Raw genomic sequence first — 20333 nt, forward strand, 5'->3', positions numbered from 1 at the left:
GTTCTGGTTCAGGAGGTCTTGCGATCCTGATCCGGCTCGAACTGATGGCCTGATTTCTCCCGCTCCAGGTTCTCTTCGGAGCGTTTGCCCACCCAGTAATCGGCGTTCTTGATGCCGAGCTTCTCCGGGTGGAATACGGGGTCAATCCCTTGTGCTTGCTGCGCTTCATAATCCTTCAGACAGGTGAAGGCGGTCTTTTGCAGCAGCAGAATGGCGATGATGTTGAGCCATGCCATCAGGCCAACCCCGATATCACCCATGCCCCACGCCAGATCTGCAGTCTTGACGGTGCCGTAGACAGTGGCAGCCATCAGCGCAATCTTCAGCAAGAAGGTGAGCCAGGGGCGATTTATCTTGCGGTTGATGTAGGCGATGTTGGTTTCGGCGATGTAGTAGTAGGCAACGATGGTGGTGAACGCGAAGAAGAACAGCGCGATGGCCACGAAAATGCTGCCAAAGCCCGGCATCATGCTCTCCATGGCGGTCTGCACATAGCCCGGGCCTGCTGCGATACCGGCAATACCCGTGTAGATGGCGGCGCCGTCCGGCCCTTGTACGTTATAGAGACCGGTGATCAGCAGCATAAAGCCGGTGGCGGAGCAGACGAACAGGGTGTCGATATAGACGGAGAACGCCTGCACCAGACCTTGCTTGGCCGGGTGACTCACTGCCGCCGCAGAGGAGGCGTGCGGCCCGGTACCCTGACCGGCTTCGTTGGAGTAGACCCCGCGCTTCACGCCCCACATGATGGCCAGACCCAGAATGGCACCGAAACCGGCATCCAGACCGAAGGCGCTCTTCCAGATCAGCAGGAGCACGCCCGGCAGCTGGCCGATATTCAGGGCGATGATGACGCAAGCCACGATGATGTAGCCCAGCGCCATAAAGGGCACTACGGTACTGGCGAAGTTGGCGATACGCTTGACGCCACCGAAGATAATAAAGCCGAGCAGCAGCGCCAGACCGGCGGCAGTGACGTTCGGATCGATATTAAAGGCGGTCTGCAGGCTGGAGCCGATGGAGTTGGCCTGCACCCCCGGCAGCAGCACGCCGCAAGCGAAGACGGTAGCGATGGCGAAGGTCCAGGCGTACCACTTCATGCCAAGCCCTTTCTCGATATAGAAGGCCGGGCCGCCGCGGTATTCACCGTTGATCTTCTCTTTGTAAACCTGACCCAGGGTGGACTCCACGAAGGCGGAGCTGGCGCCGAGGAAGGCGACCATCCACATCCAGAACAGGGCGCCCGGGCCACCGAAGGTGATGGCGGTGGCCACACCTGCGATGTTACCGGTACCCACACGACCGGCCAGGGTCATGGCCAGCGCCTGGAAGGAGGAGACACCGGCATCGGTGCTCTTGCCATCAAACATCAGGCGCACCATCTCTTTGATATGACGCAGTTGCAAAAAACGGGTGCGCAGGGAGAAGTAAAGACCGACCCCCAGACACAGGTAGATGAGCGCAGGGCTCCAGATTACACCATTGATGGCATTGACGATTTCATTCATGTACAACAACTCCTTTGTTGTGTTTGTGGCGCTGTCTTGGCGAGATCTTGGCCTCGCTCTCTGTCACTGTTTTCGGCCCTGTTTGTTAACAATCCAGTTAACAAATGAGCGCGAGGTTGAGGGGTTAAGCAGAGCGCAAACACGCGCCATGCATGGCTTGTAACATATCGAGTTGTATCGGTGCTTCCCAGCGAAAAATGTTGCCTTGTTGCAAATTTGTGAATTGACAAGGGTGGGGGGATAATGGCAGGCAGCGTTTTCTATGAGTAAAGATGAGATCCTCCTTGTTGATCTGCGCCAGACAATGTGACGGGCGTAACACAATGGAAAGCAAACATGAGGCCAACAATGAAAAATGACCCTGAGACGTTGACGATCCGTCCCCCTGAGGCCGACGACGGGAGCGCAATCGCCCACCTGTTCAGCCAATTGGGGTATCCTGCCGAAGGCGCTGACGTGACGGCGCGCCTGTTGACGCCGGATCCCGCGAGCGTTGTGCTGCTCGCTGCCCTTGCAGACAAGGTGGTCGGCGTGCTGGTGTGGCACAAGCTGGCACCGCTGCATGTTGCACCAGCTTGGGGCCTGATCTCGGCGCTGGTTGTCGATGAAGGGGCAAGAGGGGCGGGAGTGGGCGCAGCCTTGCTCAAAGGAGCAGAAGCGATGGCGCGGGCCGCAGGTTGCGCCCAGCTGGAGCTATCCAGCAGTCTCAAGCGCGAGGCGGCCCACCGTTTCTATCTGGCGCAGGATTATCTGGAGCGGCCGAAACGGTTCGTCAAACTGCTGTGACCTGTTGTTTGCATCAAAAGAAGGAGTAGGCGTGCTGGGATGGTTCAAATGGCTGGGTGGTCGCCCGCAAACGTCCATGAGTGAGGATGAGTTGGCATTGTGGCGTCAGGCGCTGGCGGCAGTGCCCATCTTGCAAGGGCTCAGCGACACCGAGCAGACGACGCTTATCGGGTTAGGGCAACAGCTGCTCAAGCGCAAGACCCTGACCCTGATCGGGGTAGATCTCAGCCCCCGCCAACAGGCGGTGCTGGCGCTGCAGGCTGCGTTGCCCATTCTTCATCTCGGTATCGACTGGTATCGCGGCTTTCACGAAATCATCATCATTCCCGAGCCCGTCACTCGGCGTCAGGAGGTGCAGGATGAGTTCGGGCTGGTGAGCGAGTTTGAAGAGGAGAACGCCGGTGAATCCTGGCCGCAAGGGCCGCTGGTGCTGGCCTGGAGCGAACTGCAGCAAGATGGCGACTGGGATGGCTTTAATCTGGTGATCCACGAGCTGGCCCACAAGCTCGACATGCTGGGCGGTGAGGCGGATGGAGCACCGCCGTTGCCGGGGCCGATGAGCAGCCAGCTGTGGCAACAGGCCTTTCAGAGCGCCTTCGATGCGCTCTGCCAGCAGCTCGACCGGGACGAAGTGACCGATATCGATCCCTATGCTGCTGAACATCCCGCCGAATTTTTTGCCGTCAGCTGCGAGATCTTCTTTACCGATCCGCTGCGGCTGCAGCAGGTCTATCCCGCTGTATACCGGCAACTGAGCCAGTTCTTTAGCCAGGATCCCGCGCAGCGTTTTCCCGCGACCCGCTTGCTGGCGGGGGAGACGGACGCCGGGTCACTTACCTGATAACCGATCGGTTGAATGGTTATTCGAAATAGCAAAAAGGCACCCGAGGGTGCGTTTAAAAAATGATGTAAGCATATGAAACAAAAGGATTTGTTTCGCCGATGTCCACACGTCGACCACATTGAGAAAAACTCAAAACCCCGCATTGTCGGGGTTTTTTCTTATTAGGGGGTTGGTGATTGTTTTGCATATAGTAGAAAGCCCTGATTGAACCCCTGCAATCTAATGAATAGTATAGTGATTGGTAGCTCGTGGAACTTTTGGGGTGGTAACTGTGTCATCAATAATAAATATCGAAAGCTTTATTTCCATTATAACAATATTGATATTGATACTTTGTGTATGCGTATACATACATAAACGAGCTGGTTCTTCATTTTCATTAATAAATAAAGTTGTGAGCATTTTATACTCAGGGAAAAATTTCAACTCAGATGAAATTAACAAGATATGGGAGGAGCGGGAGGATGTTGAGAGATTTAATGCCACTTTCAATACCAGAGCAGAGAACCATCAACAGATTGTAGATTTCTATGAATGGGTTAATAAACTTAAATTGAATTTCAAAATGCTGACGAGTCTTGGCCGCAACCTCGATATGAGAAGACGGAAAATAACAAAGGTTCGTTGGTTTGAGATTGCTGTTACTGGCTCGTTGGCACCTGTTATGGCGTTTTGTTCATTATTCATTCTTGCAATTAGCTTTAACAATGCCGCATTGATACAAATGAAAAATCACAAGGATGTTGGATGGTTCTGGATAAACAGCAATGTTGCATACTCCTTTCAAGCACCCTATGAAGGTGAGACAAAGTGGAAGATATACAAAAAATCTTGTGAGAAAGGTATAAAAAATACTGATATCCCAGAAGAGTTTAACAAAATGATATGTGAGTCATTTCAAAATGAAGAACGTGTGCTGCAAATTAATGACCTTATAGAGTCTCAACAAAACCTTAAGTTTCACGCTTTGGTGATTATGCTGTTTGCATTTTATATGTACGTGTGCACAAATGAGTCGTTGAGAGCAAAAAGAGCGAGAAAGATGGTTTATTCAAGACTTATCGAATACATGATGGACAAGAAAACACGCCGATATAATTAGTTTCTGATTTTTTGTAAAACGGAAATTTTGGTATAGATGGTAAGAATCAGTATGTTATATTGATGCTGAATTATAACCATGATTGGAGCTTACATGAGTGAGTTTTTGAAAGTTTTGCTGAACGTCCGTAGCCTGCGTGCAAATTTGCGTGATCTGCCGCTTGAGCAACTCGAAGAAGCTAAGGAAAAGCTTGAGCAAATTTATATTGAGCGTTTGGAGTCTACAGAGAAGGAGCGCGCAGAGCAGGTAGAGCATCAGCGCAAACTGGCTGAATTCTCCGAGATGCTGAAAAATGCAGGCATTGACCCTCGTGATTTGATGGATAGTGCATCGCCTGTTGCTGCAAGCTCTGGCAGCAAAACTAAACGTGCTCCTCGTCCTGCTAAATATAAGTATCAAGAAGATGGTCAGGAGAAGACTTGGACAGGCCAAGGTCGCATGCCAAAGGCTATTGCAGAGCAAGTTGCACTTGGTAAGAATCTTGACGACTTCCTTATCTAATATCGAGCCTGTCTCATAAGCCGCCTACGGGCGGCATTTTTATGTCCGGAGGGGCTGTGTGCAACAACTGCCGCGCTGAGCTTGGCGGCTGGCTTGTTCGTTGAGTCGAAAAAATGCCTCAGCTCAAAGCCCAGCTTTGGCCCTGTCCACGACTTTCCGGAATCAGTTCAACTTCATCGGAATGCAAATTTTTGCAAAAATGAAAAAGTTCTAAGTCGTGCAAAATCACAATAAACCATTGATTTTTATCGATAAATTTAAATCAAACGCATCACTTCTTCACGCGACCCTCTCGGGTGAGATTCCCATGAAAAGTAGGTTTTATTCCTATAAATCATATAGTTACTATTTTCACTAATGCTGTGTAATCACATTAGGAACTGTAGAAAAGTGAAAAAGGGATCATTGTTTTCAGTTCGAGTTTTAGCCCTAAAGCCCAGAGCTGGCGGGCTCTGGGCCTATGGTTTTGCGGTACTCTACTTTTGCAAAATTTTTTCTGTACGAGGCCCGCAGGCGGGAGCGGATGAGTGCGGATTTCGTGATGTTCCACCCGCAGTGACCAATTTAATGCCCTACAACGCCTTGGTGATATTAATATTGGGACGTGTTAGCGTGGTAAAAGATATTTTCACCCTAGGTTTTAATTGTTTTTGAATGAATTAAATAGTAGGTAAATAGTCATAAAGATAAAGACACCGGCTTATCACCGGCGTCAAATAATAACTATAATTGTCTATGATTCATTTAAGCCATCGTAAGTTCTTTTCTCTTTTCTCTTTTCTCTTTTCTCTTTTCCCTTATTTTTGTTTTTGTTGCATCATAGCGTTTGATCTCATCTTTAAGATCTGAAATATCTGGCTTTTTATGTAAGTATTTGTCGCTATGTGTATGCCCCTCCATGAATCTGCAGCAAAGTCCATAATTTAACATTATTTCTTCTACAAGTGCCTTATCAAAGGCAACTTTGGATAAACTATCCATACTTACTCTTTCATTGTATCTTTGGACAACATTGCAAAATAGTTCGTTTATAACTAATACTTCGTAGCACGTTCTTAGTGCAGTAAATCCTTGTCGTAATAAAAATTCTCTTGTCTCAGGTGAGCAATCTGGTTTTTCTGCTTGTTTCAGATGCCGTGAGGCAGGTTCTGAATTCCTATATTCCTTCTCATAAGAGGGGGCATTTTTTAAGAACACATACCCTGGTATTCCGCTTCTTTTTTCTATCCAATGGCAAACATGCTCTTTCCCATTATCTTGACAGTAACTAATTAAGTTGGAGACAAATATCAGGTCATGTGTAAATATAATAACTTGCTTGCTATCAGCTTCGTCAGCAAGTCTCTTTGCAATTTGTAGCTTCCTTCTGTCATCAAGCGATGTGACTGGATCATCAAAAATGATGCCTCTATTGATTTCTGACAGACTCATTTCTGTAATAAAATCAGCCAGTGCTATTACTTTCTGTTCTCCTTCGCTTAGAATGGAGCTCGGTTTTTTTCCTTTAATCTTAAGCTGACGGTACGATTTTCCTGCGGAACCAGTGTGATCTATATCTATTCCAAAATCACCATTTAGCTTTTCACACTCAGCATTAAACAGAACAATGTATTCATTGTTAAAGTGTTTCTTTGATAAGGTTTTTTCAGCAGCAGTTATTTTTGCCTTAGCAAAGTCTACCATATTCGCTTTATTAACCCAACACATGTCATCTACGTGTGATTTGATTTTATCAATATGATGAGATAATTTTTCTCTGTGTAATAGAGCGGTTTTTAAACTTGTTAGTTTATTTAGTTCGACAAGTGCCTCATCTTTTTCTAAAGCTTGAATAGCTGTATTAATCTTGATTAGGATGGCATCGTATTGAAAATTGGTTTGGAATGTTGAACTTACCTCTAACAAACGCTTGGATTGCAACGCGGATATAATAGTGTCTGCATGATTTTTTTGTGCATTGAGCTCATTTATAATACTTTCCAATTCTGCTTGATGATTTTTTTTCAACCACTCAGTTAAAATATGAGACTCAGGAAATACATTGAAATTAATGGAGCTAAAGTCATCTGTTATTTTCTTTAATACATCAGCAGCTTTTTTTTCTTGTTCTTCTGCTTCGCTCTTGAGAAAGTTCCAATAGTTTTCAATTAGTTTTATTGCATCGTCAGAGAGAGCTTGTTGGCAAAATATGCAATTATCTCCATGTTGAGGATAACTAAGGTGTTCCTGATGTTGTAGTGCTGCAAGGCTGTTAGCGGAGCTAATAAATGTTCGCCATTGAGGGGTGTTGACCCCTACGATTTTATCTGTTTCAAAAGCACTTGCGCCCTCAGATTTAGATGTTTCTAGTTTTTTGTTATAATCTAGAATAAGGTTGTTTATTTTCTCCAATCTTTCATGACTAAATCTTAAATTAATATTTTCAAGTGATGCTTTGCTCTTGCCTAATAGCTCTTTCATTTCTTGTAGCGTCGCGATTTCTAACGCCTTATTTCTTGTGCGTAAGAGTAAAACGTCACATTTTAATGTCAGCTCTTGTTTTTCCAATGCATGCTCATCTGTAAATTGAGCGTACTCTATTAACTTTTTTATATCCGTCTCGGCCGATAGGGTTGATATGGCTTTTTTGATTTCAGAGTCGCCATCAAATAGCTCTGCATATATATTCTGCTTGTTTTTGGAAGATATTTCGCTGTTTAATTTATCTTCGAGTTGTGATATTGCATAGGCGAAATTTGAAAAGAAACTCAAGCCGCTTGGTCGAAACTCAAATTCGTTTTTTTCAGCTAAATGCTTTATTATGCACTTCCCATCAAAGACAGAGAATTGCTTGAACTCATTCGTGGTATTATCGTCTGGGTATGACTTTGATAAGATTTCTGTATTAGAAGAAAAGGTAAAATTTGCACTAGGTGATTTAAAGTGTTCTTTGTTTATATTTGGTTCTATAGTCTCTACGGACTTTGAATGCAAAACCTGTTTTAATAGACGCACATAACCAGATTTACCTGAGCCATTCTCCCCGTATATTATGGTTAGGTTTGGCCCAAATTCTATAACTTGACTTTCTGAAAGGGCATTTACCCCATCAACGTCCTTCAAACTGTTTAATTTCAGTTCTCTCTTGTATTCACCTTTAATTCCTGAGTCTGGTTTTATATTTATTGGTGTGCGGGTCTCTTGAGGTGTTATGGATAGTGCGCTCAATAAGTGTTTGTAAGCAACATTCAAATCATCTTGAGATAATTTCCCATTTAAATAAACCTTGCTAGCGACAAACTGAGACCAATAAGGCAATTTATTGATGTAACTCCTCACATCGGAATCAAGGCTATCCTTTACTATTGATTCTTTCCCTAACATCACTCAATACCTCTTAATATAATTATCTATATGTCACTATCATATTGTTATTTTAAATTATTTTTTATGATTCATGTCACAACAATGCCCATTGGAGTATTCGCATAGCATTCTGCACTAGGCCATGACTATAAGATAATTTTTGTCCCTCTTTATTTCTATGGTATATGACCCTAAGTACAGTTATTGCCAGAGCTCCAAGGAGCGCAGCTGGCGCTGCTTGAGGGCAACTCGCTAGGCTCGCCTAACCCTGCTTCACTGTGCTCCTTCACCCCCTCCTCCGTGCCTGCAGCTGGCGTATCTGCAACCTTGCGGCGCAGCACCCAGCCATCAAGGCGGGCTGCCTTGATGATCTTGTAAGCGGCCATATCGATAAGCTGGCTCACTTGTTCCCTGAGCTTGCGGTTAATGCGCTGATATAGCTGTTCTGAAGCGGCTAAAAGAGGTCAATAAGGGGGAGGGGATAACGAGGGGATGCGGCAATATCCAAGGCTTGGGATATTCGACTGTGAGGCAGTAAAGGAAAAAAGCGTGCGCGGGACAATCAGCTTTTCGAGATATCTCGTATGTTGAGCTAAAGGTGCTGAACGAAGTGAAGCCCAACGTTTGTACCGTGAAATATGCTTGTCAATCAGTTTTATGGCTTAGCCACATCCTTGTTTATCCTGCTCTGGCTGGCGCAATCACGCTCGCATGTTGGGCTTCGCTACGCTCTGCGCCAACCTACAAATCACGCTATCTCAATCCTGCCGCCGCTGGGGCCAATCAGCTGCTCACGCTTGGCGATAATGCTCCCTCAGATTTCACCTGTAAAAATGCCGACCCTCGGGTCGGCAGTTTCAAGAAATAGGGTGTGGGGCGAAACAGTATGAGAAATGGTTACCCTCTATCGCCGGGCTATTTATCCGCCTTGCCCGCTGCATCGGCAAGTTTGGCCAGCTGTTTGTCATACCAGGCCACTGGGCGGTTCTCATCTTCCGCCCGCTCCTTGCGCCGGATGGCGTTGCGCACCGCCATGGCCCCCAGCCAGCGAAACGGCTCGGGCGGGAAGTAGCCACGCGGGCCGCTGACCAGCGCGCAGTCGCGCCACGGCTTGTCCTCCTCCCGCACTTCATCGCGCACCAAAGTTGCCAGTACTTGACCGCCCATCCAGCTCTGCGCCACCCCGTTGCCGGAGTAGCCGAGGCCATAGACGATATTGGGCTGCCCTCGCCAGTGGCCGAAGAAGGGAAGGCCATCCACCGAGCGGTCGGAGGCGCCGCACCAGCTGGCGGCGATGGGGACCTCTTTGAGTGCCGGAAAGAAGCGGCGCAGGGTGCGGGTGAGGGGGGCAAGATAACGGCTCGGCGCATCAAACTCGGCCAGATGGCGGTTGGCAAAGGCGAAGGTGTTGCCCCCCTTGCCCAGCATCAGCCGCCCTTGCGGGGTGGAGCGGTAGTAATGGACAAAGGTGCGGCCATCCACCACGGAGCGGCCATGCGCAAGCTGCTGGGCGGCCAGTGCATCCGGCGCGGGGTCGGTTATCACCATATCGGAGGAGACCAGCACGATACTGCGGCGAAACTCGCGAAAGTGCTGCACCATGGCGCTGTTGAGGGCCAGCACCACCTTGCGGGCACGCACCTCACCTTGCGGTGTCTGCACCCGCGCAGGCTGACCCGCCTCAAGGCGTTGCATGGGGGAGTGCTCATAGACCTCGACCCCCAGCTCCCGCGCCACCCGCAGCAGGCCGCGCACCAAGAGCGCCGGTTGCACCGAACCGGCGTGGGGGCTGTAGAGCCCCTCCAGATGAACGTGGGAGCCGCTCTGGCTCGCCAGTTCACCCTCCGCAATCGCCAGCCACTGGTTAAGGTCGGCTCGCTGTAGCTCCCGCAATACCGGCTCCATCAGGCCGCGCTGGGCCTCGCTGGTGGCGGTGTAGCAGGTGCCCTCGACCCTCAGCTGCGCCTCTATGTTGTGCGTTTCGCAGAAGCGGGCGATCTCGTGTACCGCCTGTTCGGATCTGTGTACCAACCAGGCGGCCTGCTGCTCGCCAAAGAGGCGTTTTAAGGTCAGGTATTTGGCCGACCAGGTGAGCAGGCAGCCGCCGTTGCGCCCGGAGGCACCGCTGCCGCAGCGATCTTTCTCCAGCACCATGATGCGCAAGTGTGGCTCGGCCTGTTTAAGGGCGATGGCGCTCCACAGCCCGGTAAAGCCGCCACCGACGATGCAGACATCGACCTCGTGGTTGCCGACCAGGGGGATGGGGGGCGCGGGTTGTTCGGCGGCGAGCGCCTCGGTCAGCCAGAAGGGGAGAGTGGACATGATGACTCCTCGATAAGGTTATTGGTGGCGCCAGCGCTGGGTGCGATCCAGCAGGGCGCGGCTCAAAAAGAGCTGGAGCAGCTTGATGGTGGCGGCGGCCAGCAGGATCAGGGTGGCCATGGCGGCGGCCGCGGCGGTATCGCCGGAATCCTCCATGTTCAGCACTGCGATGGAGGCGAGCACGCTGTCGCTCGAATAGAGGAAGATCACCGCCGAGGTGGTGGTCATGGCGTTGACGAACAGATAGATAAAGATCTCCAAGAGCGCTGGCAGGGAGGCGGGCAGGGTGACCCGCCAGAACGCCTTCCAGAGCGGAATGCGCAATGAGATGGCCACCAGCTCCAGCTCCTTGGGCAACTGCTTGAGGCTGGTCAGCGCTGTCATATGGCCCACGGTGTAGTAGTGGATGACGCAGGAGAGCACCATCAGCGGCAGAGTGCCATAGAGAGTGCCAAAGAGCGGATTGCCGTTGAAAAAGAAGATGTAACCCAGCCCCAGCACCATGCCGGGCACCGCCAGCGACAGCATGGCGAGCAGATGCAGCAGCTGGCGCAGCGGCGCGAAGTGGCGTCCCTTCTCCTGCGCCCAGGCCAGCACCATCACCAGCACGGTGCCGATCAGCGCGGTATAGAGGCCCAGTTGCAAGGTGTTGGTAAAGGGCTGCCAGCCATAGACGCTGTTGCTGTCAAAGGCGTAGTGATCCAGCGTCAGCCCGAGGTTGTAGGGCCAGAACTGCACCAGGGAGCCGTAAACCGCCATGCCCACCAGCGCCAGAAACAGCAGGGCCCACAGCGTGCACCAGCCGAGCGCCAGTAGATCCCGCAGCCGATGGGGTTTGGGCTGATAGGGCACCGCCTTGGTGCTGCTCTGCTCCTGCATCTTGCTGCGCACCCTGTGCTCCAGGGCAAAGCTCAAGAGTGCCGGCAGCAGCAGGGTGACGCTGGCAACGGCGCCCAGCGAGAAGTTCTGCATCCCGATCACCTGCCGGTAGATATCGGTGGCCAGCACGCTGTACTGGCCGCCAATCACCTTGGCCACCCCGAAGTCGCAGATGGTGAGGGTGAAGACGGCGATGGCGGCGCTGAGCAGGCCATAACGGGCGGTGGGCAGGGTGACGGTGACAAAGGTGCGCCAGCCGCTGCTGCCGAGCACCCGGGAGGCTTCATAGAGGCGGGCGTCGCTCTGACCGAGCGCCGTGATAAGGATCATCAGGGCGTGAGGGAAGCACCAGAAGCCAAGACCAATGACGATGCCGATGGGGCCGTAGATGCTCTCGCCGCCGAGCAGCCCCTTGGCGATCCCCTGATTGCCAAACCAGTAGACCAGACTGATGGCGGGCAACAGGGAGGGCATCAGGAGCGGAATAAGGCCGATGAGGCGAAACAGGGGCTTGCCCGGCATGCAGGTACGGGTGAGGGCATAGGCGTAGCCGAAGGCGATGGTCACCACCAGCGCGGTGATCAGCACCCCGAGCCAGAGGGTGTTGCCGATGGTGCGCCCCAGATGAGGGGAGTCGAAGTAGGCGCTGAAATTGGCAAGGCCTATCCAGAGGCCGTTTTCATCCTGCAGGCTCTTTTGCAGCATGGTGAGCAGCGGCAGCAGCAGACCGCCGGTGAGCAGGGCGATGCCGAGCACCAGCAGGAACAGTTGCAGCAGCTGATCCCGGCTCCAGCCGCGACAGATCCGCTGCCAGCGAGAGACTTGGCGGGCTGTCACTGGTGGCAGCAGGGAGGAGGTCGCAAAGGGGGCAGTCATGGGCGCTCTCCTTCAAACAGCTGCATCGCCCCAGCAGGCCAGTGCAGCGAGCAGCGCATGCCGCTGCGCCAGCCACCCTGTTCGTGGCGGGGCAGCTCGTGGGTCGGGCGCTCCACCAGAATTTGCTGCGGGCCCAGATAGGTGTCGGCGGTGCAGATAAGTCGCTGGGCGGCGCCGAGAAACTCCACCTGATCGATGGTTGCTTCAACGCCATGTTGGCCAAGATACGGCTCGCTTGGCGCACTCAGGGTGATTGCCTCGGGGCGGATCGCCACCTGCAATTTGCTGCCGGCAGCGGCCTGGTTGGCAAGTGTCAGCGGTTGTTCGTTGAGGCGCACCTGATTGGGGCTCAGCACCAGCGTCTCGAGGAAGTTCATGGTACCGACAAAGCTTGCCACGAAACGGCTGGCAGGCTGGTGGTAGATCTCCTGCGGGGTGCCCACCTGCACGATGCGGCCGCCCTCCATCACCACGATGCGATCGGCCATGGTCAGCGCCTCTTCCTGATCGTGGGTCACCATGATGGTGGTGATGCCAAGGCGCTGCTGCAGGGCGCGGATCTCGCTGCGAAGATGGGTGCGTACCAGCGCATCCAGCGCGCTGAGCGGTTCGTCCAGCAACAGCAGGCCGGGGGAGAGGGCCAAGGCCCGGGCCAGCGCTACCCGCTGCTGCTGGCCGCCGGAGATCTGGCTCGGGTATTTGTGGGACTGGGCAGTGAGATCCACCAGCCCCAGCCAGTGATCGACCCGCTCCTTGATGAGATCCCGCGCCAGCCCCTGATTCTCAAGGCCGAAGGCGATGTTCTGGGCCACCGTCAGGTTGGGGAAGAGAGCATAGGACTGAAACACGATGCCAAAATCGCGCTGCTGGGGCGGCAGGCGGGAGATATTGCGCCCCCCTTGCCAGATCTCGCCGTTGTCTGGCAGATCCAGTCCGGCGATGGCTCTGAGCAGGGTAGTTTTGCCGCAGCCGGAGGGGCCGAGAAAGCAGATAAACTCCCCCGGCTCAATGGTCAGAGAGATCCCTTTAAGGGCCTGAAAAGCACCGAACTGCTTGTTGAGATGTTGAATGTCCAGATAGGGCTGGGTCATGGTTCGACTCGCTACTGATTTGGTATATACCAGTTTGCGGGTGAAGTGTGACGGTCAGGTGATCGGGGGATGACAGCTTGATGACAGTCAGATGACATCGGGCTGTCAGCAAGTGGCTGGGCTCTGTGTGGATGGGCGAAGCGTCGCTAATTGAAGGCAATACAAACTCGGGAAGTTAAAACCAAAAAGCGAAGGCCAACAGCTGTTGGCCTTCGACTGCTGTTTATTGGCAGCGGTGTGTCTGGCGTGAACAAACCGCCGCCCTTCACGCTTACTGTTTGGCTTCGGTCTTGCCGTCGAAGCTGGCGCTCCACTGGGCCAGGATGGCGTTACGCTCGCGGGCTGCCCAGCTAAAGTCGTTGTCGATCATCTGGCCTTTGATATCCGCCGGATAGCCCGCTCTCGGTTGGGCTACATCGGGGATGGCGACCACTGCGAACGACTTGTTGTAGAGGGCGTTGGCCTGTTCGGTGGCGGCAAAGTCGAGCAGCTGTTTGGCGGCTTCCAGCTTGGGAGTGCCCTTGATGATGGCGGCGGCTTCCATATCCCAGCCCGAACCCTCTTTCGGGAACACCACCTCGATGGGGGCACCCTTGGCCTTGAGGCTGGTAGCCGGGAAGTCGAAGGAGATACCGATCACCGTCTCGCCGCTGGCGGCCAACTTGCAGGGGGCGGAGCCCGAGTGGGTGTAACGGTCGATGTTCTGGTGCAGGCCGTTCATAAATTGCCAGCCCTGCTGCTCGCCCATGGTCTGCAGCCAGCCCGCAACGCTCAGGTAACCGGTGCCGGAGGAGCTGGGGTTGGGCATGATCACCTTGCCCTTGTAGATGGGCTTGGTGAGGTCGGCCCAGCTGGTGGGGGCCGGGATCCCCTGTTTTTCCGCCTCTACCTTGTTGAAGCAGATGGCGCTGAAGAAGGCGTCCAGACCGATCCAGTGCGGCTCGGCCTTGCTGTCGCGAAAGCGGCTGTCGAGCTTATCCAGCCCTTTCGGTGCATAGGCATTGAGCATCTGCTGCTGATCGAGCTGCATCAGACTGGTAGCCGCCAGTCCCCATACCACATCCGCTTTGGGCTGCGCTTTTTCTGCCAACAATCGGGCGGTGACAACGCCGGTGGAGTCACGCACCCACTTGATGTTGATATCCGGATGCTGGCGCTCGAACGCGGTTTTCAGCTCGCTGAGCTGCTCCGGTTCGAAGGCGGTATAGACGGTGAGATCGGTTGCGGCCAGTGCCGGGGTGGTCATGGCAGCCAGCACGGCGGCGGCCAGCAGATGGGTTCCCTGTTTCATCCTCTTCTCCAGTTAAATTGTCTTGGTATAAACCAGATTGGTCGAGAGAGAGGCTAGGGGATCTTTATGACGTGACCGTGACAGCCCCGTGACGTTTTGCCGTTCCTGATTTATCCGTGACTAATCCTGGGTATCCACCTCGATCTCCAGACTGTCGTGGCGCCAGTACTCCAGATCGAAGTCGAGCACCCGGCCATGCTGATCGAAGTTGAGTCGCTCGAGGCGCAGGGCGGGCAGACCGGCGGTAGCCCCCAGCGCCTTGGCCACTTCATCCGGCAGGGCGGTGGGGAAGAAGCGCACCAGCATGCGGGCGTAATGAAGATCGTAATGGGCCTGATAGATCTCGGTCAGGCTGCCGTTGAGATCCAACTCCAGCAGGCCGGGTACTCGTTCAGGCAGGCAGTGGTTCTCGCAGTAGCAGATGGCGCGCCCGTTGGCATAGCGCAGCCGTTTGAGCAAAAAGAGGCTGTCGAACGGCTTGAGCTGCAACTGCGCCATCAACGCGGGCGGCACCGCCTGGCGGCTTTTCTCCAGCAGCTCGGTGTGCGGTTCTCCTCCTTGCTCACGCACTATCTGGTGAAAGTTGGAGGTGCGTCTGGGGTTCAAGCGAAAGCGCGGCGGGGTGACGAACCAGCCGCGGCGATCCTCCCGATAGATAAGGCCGTTCGCCTCCAGCTGCACCAGCGCCTCGCGGATGGTAACCCGGGTGGTGCCATAGAGTTCCCCTAGCAGCCGCTCGGAGGGAAGCTTGTCGTTGGGGGCCAGCCCCCCCGCCAGGATCTGGTTGGCGAGGGCATCCTTGATCTGCAGATATTGCGGTTTGCTCATGAAAATCCCTGGTTTTGCAATAAGTTGTGCAATGAGTTGTGCAATGGGCTGGGCACAGGGCAGGTCATCTGCCCGGTCGTTACACGGCAACATCAACATGCGTTGGTAGATACCAGAATCGCCCCTGCTATTCAGGCTTCCTAGATTATCGCGATCCCGGCGCTGAAAATGAATTTTTTGTTGCACGTAGCGCCACCCCTTTGACCTTGGCGGGGCAGTTACCCACAATGCGCTCATTCTGGTATATACCAAAAGGAGCGAAGTCATGATCCATATTCCTGCGGCCCCCGCCGCCGTCGATTACCTGCTGCTGACCCCGGGCCCTCTCTCGACCACCGCCACGGTGCGCGCCGCCATGCTGCAAGACAGCTGCACCTGGGATGCGGACTACAACCAGGGCGTGGTGGAGCCCATCCGCCGCGAGCTGGTGCGCCTCGCCACCGGCCCTGAGTATGAAAGTGACTACAGCGCCGTCTTGCTGCAGGGCAGTGGCAGCTATGTGGTGGAGAGCGTACTGGGCTCGGCGATAGGCGTCGATGAGTGTCTGCTGATCATCAACAACGGCGCCTACGGTGCCCGCATGGGGGAGATGGCCCGCTGCCTTGGCCTGCGCCACCACGAGCTCGATTGCGGCGAGACCACCCGCCCGGAGCCCGCCGCCATCGAGGCGATGCTGGCGCGCCACCCCGAGATCACTCATCTGGCCATGGTGCACTGCGAGACCACCACCGGCATGCTCAATCCGCTCGATGATGTAGCTGAGCTCTGCCAGCGCCGCGGCATTCGCCTGATCGTCGATGCCATGAGCAGCTTTGGCGGTATCCCCATCGACATGGGACGCCTTGGCATCGAGTTTCTTATCAGCTCGGCCAACAAGTGCATTCAGGGGGTGCCGGGTTTTGGCTTCGTCATCGCTCGCCGCGCCGCGTTGGCGGCCTGTGCCGGGCGCGCCCGCTCGGTCTCCCTCGACCTGCATGCCCAGTGGCAGACCATGGAGCAGCAGGGGGGCAAGTGGCGCTTTACCTCGCCCACCCATACCGTGCTTGCCTTTGCCCAGGCCCTGCGCGAGCTGGACGAGGAGGGGGGCATCGCCGCCCGTCATCAGCGCTACAGCGAGAATCAGCGCACGCTGGTGGCGGGGATGGCGGCGTTCGGCTTTGCGCCGCTGCTGCCAGAACAGTGGCAATCTCCCATCATCACCGCCTTCTACTCTCCGGCCCACCCTGACTACCGCTTCGCCGACTTCTACCAGCGGCTCAAGGCGCAGGGTTTTGTTATCTATCCAGGCAAGGTCTCCCAGGCCGATTGCTTCCGTATCGGCAATATCGGCGACGTGACCCCGGAGCGGGTGCGCAGCTTGCTCGCCGCCATGGCCAGCGCCTGCTACTGGCAAGGGGACGCGCGATGACCAGCATGCTGGCTCAGGGTCGTGATCTGCGTGGCCGCGATTTGCATGACCATAAGCTACACGGCAGCGGCCGTGCCGACAGCGAAGGGGATATCAACCTCGGCGAGGGGCGGGCGCGTTGGTGGGCTGACCAGAGCGAGGCGGTGCAGGCGGGATTGGCGGAGGATAGCCGCTACTTTCTCCATCAGGCCCTCTCCACCCCCTGTCTCGATCTGCTTGAGCGCACGCAGGGGAGCTGGCTGACCAGCGTATCGGGCAAGCGTTACCTCGATTTTCACGGCAACAGCGTCCATCAGCTGGGCCACGGTCATCCTGACGTGGTGGCCGCGGTGCTGCAGCAACTCGCCGATCTGCCGTTCGCACCCCGCCGCTACTCCCATCAGGTTGCCATCGACTGCGCCCGTACTCTGGCCGAACTGGCCCCCGGCGATCTTAACCGGGTGCTGTTCGCCCCCGGCGGCAGCGAGGTGGTGGGGATTGCCCTGAAGCTTGCCCGCTTTATTACCGGCAACAGCAAGGTGGTGTCCCTGTGGGATGCTTTTCACGGCGCCTCCCTCGATGCCATCTCGGTCGGCGGCGAGGCCTGTTTTCGCGCCGGTATGGGCCCACTGATGGCCGGTGTGGAGCGCATCCCGCCGCCCACCCGTTATCGCGGTGTCTGGTACCGCGGGGAGGGGGATGACCTGCACTACGCCGATTATCTGGAGTACGTCATCGAGAAGGAGGGAGGAATAGGCGCCTTTATCGCCGAGCCCATCCGCAACACCGATGTACAGGTGCCCTCGAAAGCCTACTGGCAGCGGGTGCGGGAGATCTGCGATCGCCACAAGGTGCTGCTGATCGTCGACGAGATCCCCAATGCCCTGGGGCGCACTGGCCACTGGTTCAGCTTTGAAGAGTTCGGCATCGAACCCGACATCATCTGTCTGGGCAAGGGGTTGGGGGGCGGGGTGGTGCCGTTTGCGGCGCTCATCACCCGCGACCGTTTCAATCAGGCGGCAGCTATTTCGCTCGGTCACTACACCCACGAGAAGAGCCCCATCGGCTGCGCGGCGGCGCTCGCGACCATCGCTACCATCCGTGAAGAGGGATTGCTGGCAAAAGCGCAGGAGGATGGCCGCTTTATGGCGGCAGAGCTCGCGGCGCTTGCCGAGCGTCACCCGCTGATCGGGCAGGTGCGTGGTATCGGTATGCTCTGGGCGCTCGATCTGGTGGTCGATCACCAGAGTCGTACCCGCAATAGCCAGGCCGCCGAGCGGCTGCTCTACCGCTGTCTGGAGCTGGGGCTCAGCTTCAAGGTCTCCCAGGGCAATGTCATCCAGCTCTCGCCACCGCTCAATATCACCCGCGCCGATCTGGTGCGGGCCATCACCATTCTCGATCGCGCCCTCGGCGAGATCGCACTTTCACCGAAACAGGAACACCACCATGACTGACTTGCAGATTGCTGTAGACCCGATCACCGACGTAGAGGCGCTGATCCTCGACTGGGCCGGTACCGTCGTCGATTTCGGCTCCTTCGCCCCCACCTCCATCTTCGTCGAGGCCTTCGCCCGCGCCTATGACTTCACCGTGACCCTGGACGAAGCACGCCAGCCCATGGGCCTTGGCAAGTGGGATCATATCGCCGCGCTGGGCTGTCTGCCCTCGGTGGATGCGCGCTGGCAGGCCCGCTTTGGCCACCCCATGAGCCACGCCGAGGTGGACCACATTTATCACACCTTTATGCCGCTGCAGATTGCCGCCGTGACCCGCTTTGCCACCCCCATCCCCGGTGTGCTGCCGGTGTTGGACGCTCTGCGGGTGCAGGGGATGAAAATCGGCTCCTGCTCCGGTTATCCCCGTCCGGTGATGGAGGCGCTGGTACCTGCTGCGGCCGATCACGGCTACCGCCCGGATCACTGGGTCGCCACCGACGATCTCAAAGCCGGTGGTCGCCCCGGCCCCTGGATGGCGCTGGCCAACGTGATTGAGCTGGGAATAAGCGCCGTGCATCGCTGCATCAAGGTGGATGACGCCGTGCCGGGTATCAGCGAAGGGTTGAACGCGGGCATGTGGACGGTGGGGCTGTCGGTTTCCGGCAACGAATTTGGTGCCACCTGGGACGAGTTTGCCGCCATGAGTGAGGCTGAGATCGCCGCCCGGCGCGCACCGGCCGAGGCCAAACTGCGGGCGGCGGGGGCACACTATGTGATTGATACCCTGGCCGACATCGCCCCGGTTATCGCCGATATCAACCGTCGTCTGGCCGCTGGCGAGCGGCCGTAGGCCATCGGTGGGGTCTAACAAAAGCGCTTGGCTGGCTTGAGATACAACACGCCCCCATCCGGGGGCGTGTTGCATCTATAGGGGGAAGTTGTGCGCGGTCAGCGGATATCGATCCGCATCAGGGGAGAGGGGGCGTTGTCGACAAAGTGGTGCCAGATATGGTCGTAGAGTGCCTTCTGGCCGGGGAAACTCACCAGCGCCTTGGCCTCGGCCAGGGAACACCAGCGATATTCGGTGTGCTCGTCGTTGAGGGTCACCGCCTGATTGGGCGGGCAATAAACCACAAAGACCGGCACCATCTCTATCGTATTCAGGCTCGCCTCGTAAAACTGCTCCAGATACTGGCCGTTGTAGAGCTCGGTGACCCTGATACCCGTCTCTTCGCCAAACTCCCGAATAATGGTCTGCAAGCCGGTTTCACCCGCCTCCACCGTGCCCGCCACATGGCACCAGAAGCCCCCCTTGACCCGTTTCATCACCAGCAATTTTGTTTCGCCATCGACAGTGGTAAGGGCAACGCCGGAGACGGCCTTGCAGCGAATGGGGATCATGATCTTCTCTCCGGGTTTGGGCTCTGTGATAGCCACGAACAGTGTGAAGGCGTGTTAATAGAAATACGCCTCGGCGGGTAGGCCCATGACCTCTATTTCATTCAGGCCATTTTTGGCCAGATAGTTGGCCACCAGATTGAACCCCACTCAGTAACCGGCATATTTGGGAAATGGCCGGTTATCACGGCAGTAGAAAAAGTCTAAAAAGTTGAACTGCTTGCTGGATAGATGGGGCGTCATCTCTGCCAGGAGCGATTGCCAGTCATGATGATGAGACTCCTTGAACAGCGAGGGGAGTGTGCCACCATTGAACCTCTGCTCAAAGTAGCAGGCCAGTCCTTCAAAAATCAGGTTTTCGGCCAGTGTTTCTGCTTCCACCTTATTCTTCTTTTGCACGATATGGTGGACTTCGTGGGCCAGCACGGCAGGTAATTCGGTGATGATCACCTCTTTGATATCAGGCCGTTCCAGATCAAGCTGGAGTTCTATTCGATACATGTTGATGGCCCAGCCACCGATACCCGAATCGGGAGCATCCCCCTCGGCAAAAGGGCTGAAGGTGACATCCAGTTGGGAGAGATCGAACAAGGCATTCAATTTGTGCGCCGTCTCGGCAAAAACGTGCCTAATGGTGTCATCGAGCCCATCGAATTTGCCCGAGTCGTTTAACAGGGTGAGTTGCATCCAGACATCCTTGTCTATTGAAAGAGAGTGCTGAGCCACTTGCGTGGTC

At 55.1% G+C, this 20333-nt stretch carries 16 protein-coding genes; 7 read left to right on the top strand and 9 right to left on the bottom strand.

The features are described from left to right. Window positions 1-8: 8 nt before the first annotated feature. Entirely contained in the window at window positions 9-1508 is a 1500-nt protein-coding gene (locus AB5Z02_RS10390; protein ID WP_213387817.1) for a sodium:alanine symporter family protein, read from the bottom strand. Window positions 1509-1856: 348 nt separating this feature from the next. Here AB5Z02_RS10390 and AB5Z02_RS10395 point away from each other — a divergent pair, with 348 nt between their 5' ends. The 4 genes from AB5Z02_RS10395 (at window position 1857) to AB5Z02_RS10410 (ending at window position 4741) form a co-directional block, all read left to right on the top strand. Then, on the top strand, window positions 1857-2294 hold the full coding sequence (locus AB5Z02_RS10395; protein WP_368215946.1) for a GNAT family N-acetyltransferase: 438 nt from the start codon (window positions 1857-1859) through the stop codon (window positions 2292-2294). Window positions 2295-2370: 76 nt separating this feature from the next. Next, window positions 2371-3135 carry a zinc-dependent peptidase gene (locus AB5Z02_RS10400; RefSeq protein WP_368215973.1) on the top strand — a complete coding sequence of 255 codons (765 nt, stop codon included), beginning with the start codon at window positions 2371-2373 and terminating at the stop codon, window positions 3133-3135. Between the two features lie 274 nt (window positions 3136-3409). Next, window positions 3410-4240 carry a DUF6216 family protein gene (locus tag AB5Z02_RS10405; protein ID WP_368215974.1) on the top strand — a complete coding sequence of 277 codons (831 nt, stop codon included), beginning with the start codon at window positions 3410-3412 and terminating at the stop codon, window positions 4238-4240. A 93-nt stretch (window positions 4241-4333) separates the two neighbouring features. After that, entirely contained in the window at window positions 4334-4741 is a 408-nt protein-coding gene (locus AB5Z02_RS10410) for an H-NS family nucleoid-associated regulatory protein (protein ID WP_368215947.1), read from the top strand. A gap of 744 nt (window positions 4742-5485) precedes the next feature. Here AB5Z02_RS10410 and AB5Z02_RS10415 read toward each other — a convergent pair. From AB5Z02_RS10415 to phnR, 6 genes are all read right to left on the bottom strand, one after another. Continuing rightward, complete coding sequence (locus tag AB5Z02_RS10415) at window positions 5486-8104, bottom strand: AAA family ATPase (RefSeq protein ID WP_368215948.1); 2619 nt, start codon at window positions 8102-8104, stop codon at window positions 5486-5488. An 897-nt stretch (window positions 8105-9001) separates the two neighbouring features. Beyond that, window positions 9002-10408, bottom strand: coding sequence for an FAD-dependent oxidoreductase (locus tag AB5Z02_RS10420; protein WP_368215949.1), 1407 nt, complete (start codon window positions 10406-10408; stop codon window positions 9002-9004). A gap of 18 nt (window positions 10409-10426) precedes the next feature. Continuing rightward, on the bottom strand, window positions 10427-12163 hold the full coding sequence (locus tag AB5Z02_RS10425) for a putative 2-aminoethylphosphonate ABC transporter permease subunit (RefSeq protein WP_368215950.1): 1737 nt from the start codon (window positions 12161-12163) through the stop codon (window positions 10427-10429). Next, window positions 12160-13254, bottom strand: coding sequence for a putative 2-aminoethylphosphonate ABC transporter ATP-binding protein (locus tag AB5Z02_RS10430; protein ID WP_368215951.1), 1095 nt, complete (start codon window positions 13252-13254; stop codon window positions 12160-12162). The genes AB5Z02_RS10425 and AB5Z02_RS10430 overlap by 4 nt, the downstream gene beginning before the upstream one ends. Window positions 13255-13525: 271 nt before the next feature. Beyond that, entirely contained in the window at window positions 13526-14545 is a 1020-nt protein-coding gene (locus AB5Z02_RS10435) for a putative 2-aminoethylphosphonate ABC transporter substrate-binding protein (protein WP_368215952.1), read from the bottom strand. Window positions 14546-14665: 120 nt separating this feature from the next. Next, on the bottom strand, window positions 14666-15373 hold the full coding sequence (gene phnR / locus AB5Z02_RS10440) for a phosphonate utilization transcriptional regulator PhnR (RefSeq protein WP_368215953.1): 708 nt from the start codon (window positions 15371-15373) through the stop codon (window positions 14666-14668). A 265-nt stretch (window positions 15374-15638) separates the two neighbouring features. Between phnR and phnW the strand changes: the two genes are divergently transcribed. From phnW to phnX, 3 genes are read left to right on the top strand one after another with little or no spacing between them, the layout of a single operon-like run. Further along, window positions 15639-16781, top strand: coding sequence for a 2-aminoethylphosphonate--pyruvate transaminase (gene phnW / locus AB5Z02_RS10445; protein WP_368215954.1), 1143 nt, complete (start codon window positions 15639-15641; stop codon window positions 16779-16781). After that, complete coding sequence (locus AB5Z02_RS10450) at window positions 16778-18217, top strand: aspartate aminotransferase family protein (protein WP_368215955.1); 1440 nt, start codon at window positions 16778-16780, stop codon at window positions 18215-18217. The genes phnW and AB5Z02_RS10450 overlap by 4 nt, the downstream gene beginning before the upstream one ends. Next, window positions 18210-19049, top strand: a complete 840-nt coding sequence (gene phnX / locus AB5Z02_RS10455; protein WP_368215956.1) for a phosphonoacetaldehyde hydrolase — start codon at window positions 18210-18212, stop codon at window positions 19047-19049. Before AB5Z02_RS10450 ends, phnX begins: the two co-directional genes overlap by 8 nt. A gap of 98 nt (window positions 19050-19147) precedes the next feature. Here phnX and AB5Z02_RS10460 read toward each other — a convergent pair whose 3' ends face one another. Both AB5Z02_RS10460 and AB5Z02_RS10465 read right to left on the bottom strand, forming a co-directional pair. Next, complete coding sequence (locus tag AB5Z02_RS10460; RefSeq protein ID WP_368215957.1) at window positions 19148-19600, bottom strand: NUDIX pyrophosphatase; 453 nt, start codon at window positions 19598-19600, stop codon at window positions 19148-19150. Window positions 19601-19747: 147 nt separating this feature from the next. Continuing rightward, complete coding sequence (locus AB5Z02_RS10465) at window positions 19748-20284, bottom strand: DUF2268 domain-containing putative Zn-dependent protease (protein ID WP_368215958.1); 537 nt, start codon at window positions 20282-20284, stop codon at window positions 19748-19750. Window positions 20285-20333: the final 49 nt, after the last annotated feature.

Source organism: Aeromonas sp. R2-3 (assembly GCF_040908375.1).
In the GTDB taxonomy this organism is placed as follows: Bacteria; Pseudomonadota; Gammaproteobacteria; order Enterobacterales; family Aeromonadaceae; genus Aeromonas; species Aeromonas veronii.